Genomic DNA, 4686 nt, shown 5'->3' with positions numbered 1-4686 from the left:
CCGCCGCCCCCGCCGAAATCCGCGTTCAGCACCGCGAACAGGGCCAGCGGGCCGCCGACCACCACCACGCACACGGCCATCGCCAGCCATACGCGCTGGGTGCGCCGCGCCCGGCGGCGCTCGTCGGCCGCCTGGGCGAACAGCCGTTCAAGCAGGCCGCCGGACGGCTCCGGGGACGGCCCGGCCACCGCGTGCTCCGCGAGCAGCGGCGCCAGCCCGGTGAGGGACTCCAGTTCGACGGCGCAGCGGTCGCACTCGGCGAGGTGCTCCTCGAACCGCTCGGCCGCTGCGGAGTCCAGCACGCCCAGCGCGTACGCGCCGACGTCGGTGTGCGCGGTGTGCGCGGTGTGCCCGGCCGGCCCGGATCCCCCGGTGGGCCCGGAGTCCCCGGTGGGCCCGGTGCCGTCCGCGTGGCCGTCCCGCCAGGTCACGACGTCACCCCCCTCTCCTCCAGCGCGAGCCGCAGCGAGCGCAGCGCGTAGTAGATCCGCGAGCGCACCGTACCCGCCGGTATGCGCAGCACCTCGGCCGCCTCGTTCACGGTCCTGCCCTTGAAGTACGTCTCGACCAGCGCCTCCCGGTGCGCCGCCGTCAGATCGCCCAGCGCCTCGGAGATCGTCATCATCCGCAGCGCGCGGTCGATCTCGTCCGTCGCGGGCAGCGCCTCCAGCGGGGCCGCGTCCACTTCGGGCGGGCGGGCCTGGCGGCTGCGGTGCCCGTCGATGACGATCCGGCGCGCGACGGTGACCAGCCACGGCCGGACGGAGCCGGTCGCGTGCCGCAGCTGCCCCGCGTTCCGCCAGGCCCGCAGCAGCGTCTCCTGCACCACGTCCTCCGCACGGTGCCGGTCCCCGGCGACCAGGCGCAGCACGAACGCGAGCAGCGGGCCGGCGTGCTCGTCGTACAGCTCTCTCAACAGGGCGTCGTCGGGCGAGGTCCGGTCGGCGGCCACGACGGCATCGTCGCGCACGGAGCACCTCCGGTCGAGAGTGACGTCGCAGCCCGATACGGCTCGCGCGCGCCGCGCGTTCACCCCCGCACGGGAAAGAGCCGCGGCTTCCGCCTGGCCGCCACGTCCTCCGCCCACCCGAAGGCCACGACCAGCAGTGCGAGCAGCGGCCACACCAGGACGAACATCACCGCCGCGTCCCCCTGCTCCAGCCACGACGACAGCGTCGGCGAGTCGGCCACGGCGTCGATCTGCCACAGCTTGTCGATCAGGGGGACGGTCGCGATCAGGGCGATCTCATGCCAGAGGTAGATGGTGACGGCGCGCGCGTTGGCCAGCGTGATCAGCGGGTCGAACCGCCCGAGCACGCCGGGCAGCCGCTGCCAGCTGGGGCTGAAGTGCAGCAGGAGCAGACAGAACCCGAACGACCACAGCGCCTGGCCGAGCGGGATGTCGTTGAGATCCCACCCGTCCGGGCCCAGATGGCCGTGCGCCCACCACGCACCGGCCGCCATCACGAACGGGGCCAGCGAGGGTATGACGTACCCGGGGAGCCGCCGCAGCAGCCCCTCCCGGTGCGCGAAACCCAGCACCCAGCAGGACCCGTACACCGCGAAGTCCTTGACGGCCTCCCCCGTCTCACCGGGGATGCGCAGCACGCCGGTGTCGATGAGCGCGGTGAGGGCGAGCGGCGCGAGCAGCGTCGCCCAGGGGAGCCGCCGGAAGGCCCGGAGCAGGACGGGCGAGAGCAGGACGAACCAGAGGTAGGCCCGCAGATACCACAGCGGCCCGGCGGCCTGGAGGGCCCAGGACCGCTCCAGCAGCCCGCCCTCGGACCCGGCCGACTCCGGATACGGCGGCGCCCCCACGGGCACCAGCCACCGCAGCACCTCCAGCCCCGGCCGCCAGCCCTGCACGGCGACGAGGGCGGTCAGCGCGACGGCCCCGAACAGCCACAGCGGCGGCAGCAGCCGCCGCACCCGGCTCTTGATCACCTGGAGCGCGGGCCGCGCCAGGGAGTGCGCCATCAGCGACCCGGCGAGCGCGAACATCACTCCCATGGAGGGGAACACCAGCGTCAGCCAGGCCCAGCCGAAGGTGTGGTACGCGACGACCCGCAACAGCGCGAGGGCCCGGAGCAGATCGAGGTACCGGTCCCGCCCGGGGCGCGTCCGGCCCGCGTGCCGCGGACCGCTCCCGCTCTCCGTGAGGCCGGAGGATCGCGGCACACCGGACGACTGGGACAGGCTCATCGCACACCCACCCCCTCCGCCGGACCCGGACCCGTCGCCGGACCCGGGCCAGCCACCGGACCCGGACCGGGACCCGGACCAGCCGCCGGACCCGGACCAGCCGCCGTTTTCGGGCCCGGCGCGGCGCCGAGCGACCCCGTCCGCCGCAGCTTCTGCCACCGCAGCCGCCCCCCGGTCAGCGCCGTGATCCACGACTGCAGCAGCACCACGTACATCAACTGCCGGTAGAGCACCTGCTGCAGCGGCAGCGACAGCAGCGGCGTCATCCGCTCCCGGTCCAGCCGGAACGCGTACGCCGCGCACACCCCCTGAACCGCCAGCACCGCGCCCCACGCGAGCAGTGTCTTCCCGGTCTCCCCGAACACCAGCCCGTAGAGCAGGAAGATGTCGATCAGCGGTGCCAGCAGCGGCGCGAAGACCATGAACAGGGATACGAACGGGAGGCCGATCCGCCCGAAGCGCCCGGAGGGCCCGCGCTCGATCACGGCGCGCCGGTGCTTCCAGATGGCCTGCATCGTCCCGTACGACCACCGGTACCGCTGCGACCACAGCTGCTGCACGCTCTCCGGAGCCTCGGTCCACGCCCGCGCGTTCTCCGCGTAGACGACGCGCCAGCCGTCCCGGTGCAGTGCCATGGTCACGTCCGTGTCCTCGGCGAGCGTGTCGTCGCTCATCCCGCCGGCCCGCCACAGCGCGGTGCGCCGGAACGCGCCCACCGCGCCCGGGATGGTCGGCATGCAGCCCAGCAGGTCGTACATCCGGCGGTCCAGGTTGAAGCCCATCACATACTCGATGTGCTGCCAGGCGCCGATCAGCGAGTCACGGTTGCCGACCTTGGCGTTGCCGGCCACCGCGCCCACCCGCGGATCCGCGAAGGGCTGCACCAGCTCGCGGACCGTGGACGGCTCGAACACCGTGTCCCCGTCCATCATCACGATCAGCTCGTACGACGCGTGCCGCAGACCGTTGTTGAGGGCGGCGGGCTTGCCCGCGTTCGCCTGCCGGACCACCCGTACCCCGGGCAGCCGCAGATCCTCCACGAGGTCGGCGGTGCCGTCCGTGGAGCCGTCGTCGATGACGATGACCTCGACCGGGTGGTCGCCGGCGACCAGCGAGCGCACCGTGTTGGCTATGCACTCCCGTTCGTTGTACGCCGGTACGAGCACGCTGACGGGTTCCGTCACCGGACAGCGGCCCCACTGGAAGGTCCGTTTGCGCACCCTGCGCGCATGCAGCCCGGACAGCACCAGCATCAGCCCGAAGCGCCCGAAGACGAGGACGCCGATCACCGCGAGCCCGACGACCAGGAAGCCCATCGCCCGCTCGGACACCCCGACGGCGAACACCCACGCCTTGCCCTTCCAGTGCTCGAAGCCGGACACGGGGGTGTGCGCGCTGGGCGCGTCCAGCGCCTCGGTGAGGTTGGTGAAGCGGTAGCCCCGCTCCGCCATATCGGGCAGAAACCTGTCCAGGGCGGCGACGGTCTGGGCGCGGTTGCCGCCGGAGTCGTGCATCAGCACGACCGCGCCCTTGTTCCCCTGCGGTGTCGCCCTCCGAATGATCTCGTCGACGCCCGGCCGCTTCCAGTCCTCGCTGTCGGTGTCGATGAACGCGGTGATGTAGCCGCGCTGCCCGATGTACCGGGTGACCGGCCACGACTTGTTGTCCAGCGCGTCGGCCTTCGACGAGTACGGCGGCCGGAACAGCGACGTCCGCACGCCCGCCGCGCCCTCCAGCGCGAGCTGGTTCTGTGCCAGCTCCCAGTCGATCCGCTTCCGGGACTGGAAGGACAGATCCGGGTGGTTGAACGTGTGCAGGCCCACCTCGTGGCCCTCGTCCACCATCCGCCGGACCAGGTCCGGATAGCGCGAGGCCATGGTGCCGGTGACGAAGAAGACGCCGTGCGCCCGGTGCTTCTTCAGCTTGTCGAGGACCTTGGGGGTCCACTCGGGGTCCGGCCCGTCGTCGAAGGTCAGCACCATCGTCTTGTCGGGCACCCGGTGGCTCACCGGCTTCTCGCCCCGCGCGTCCAGCACCGGGCCGCCGCCCAGGATCTTCTCCGGCACCTCGTGCACCGGGGCCGGGGGCCGGACGCGGTGGTCGGCGAGGAACTCGCTGTGCACATAGCCGCGCAGCAGCAGCATCGCGACGATGGCCACCAGCAGCAGCGAGGGCAGCAGATAGCGCAGCGGAAGGCGGGCGCGCCGACCGCGCGAGCGGGACGTACGGGACCTGCGCCCGGCACCGCGGTGTGCGTGCTGGGCGTGTTGTGCGCGTGCCATTCAGCCTGCAGCTCCCCCTGCTTCACCGGTCTCCGGCTCGTCCGGGCCGCTCTGCGTGGGGTCGGGTTCGTCGGTGGGTTCGCCGGACGGATCCGGCTTGACGGTCGGTGACTTCGTCGGCTTCGGCTTGACGGTGGGCCGCGGCCCGCCCGGTGACGCGCCCGCGCTGTCGGTGGCGCTGGGCGAGGGGCGGACGCTGGGC

Annotated in this window: 4 protein-coding genes; all 4 read right to left on the bottom strand. The window is 72.9% G+C overall.

Features of this window, described 5'->3' with window-relative positions:
- A partial coding sequence (locus G5C65_RS31450; protein ID WP_165302448.1) for a zf-HC2 domain-containing protein occupies positions 1–431 on the bottom strand: 431 nt, incomplete at its 3' end.
- Entirely contained in the window at positions 428–970 is a 543-nt protein-coding gene (locus G5C65_RS31445; RefSeq protein ID WP_165302447.1) for a sigma-70 family RNA polymerase sigma factor, read from the bottom strand. The genes G5C65_RS31445 and G5C65_RS31450, both read right to left, overlap by 4 nt.
- 59 nt (positions 971–1029) lie before the next feature.
- Positions 1030–2202: an acyltransferase family protein gene (locus G5C65_RS31440; RefSeq protein WP_165302446.1), complete on the bottom strand. Its 1173-nt coding sequence runs from the start codon at positions 2200–2202 to the stop codon at positions 1030–1032.
- Complete coding sequence (locus G5C65_RS31435; protein WP_165302445.1) at positions 2199–4484, bottom strand: bifunctional polysaccharide deacetylase/glycosyltransferase family 2 protein; 2286 nt, start codon at positions 4482–4484, stop codon at positions 2199–2201. The genes G5C65_RS31440 and G5C65_RS31435 overlap by 4 nt, the downstream gene beginning before the upstream one ends.
- Positions 4485–4686 lie beyond the last annotated feature (202 nt).

This window comes from Streptomyces boncukensis, assembly GCF_011045075.1.
GTDB classification, from domain to species: domain Bacteria; phylum Actinomycetota; class Actinomycetes; order Streptomycetales; family Streptomycetaceae; genus Streptomyces; species Streptomyces boncukensis.
This window is presented reverse-complemented; position numbering and strand designations above follow the sequence as displayed.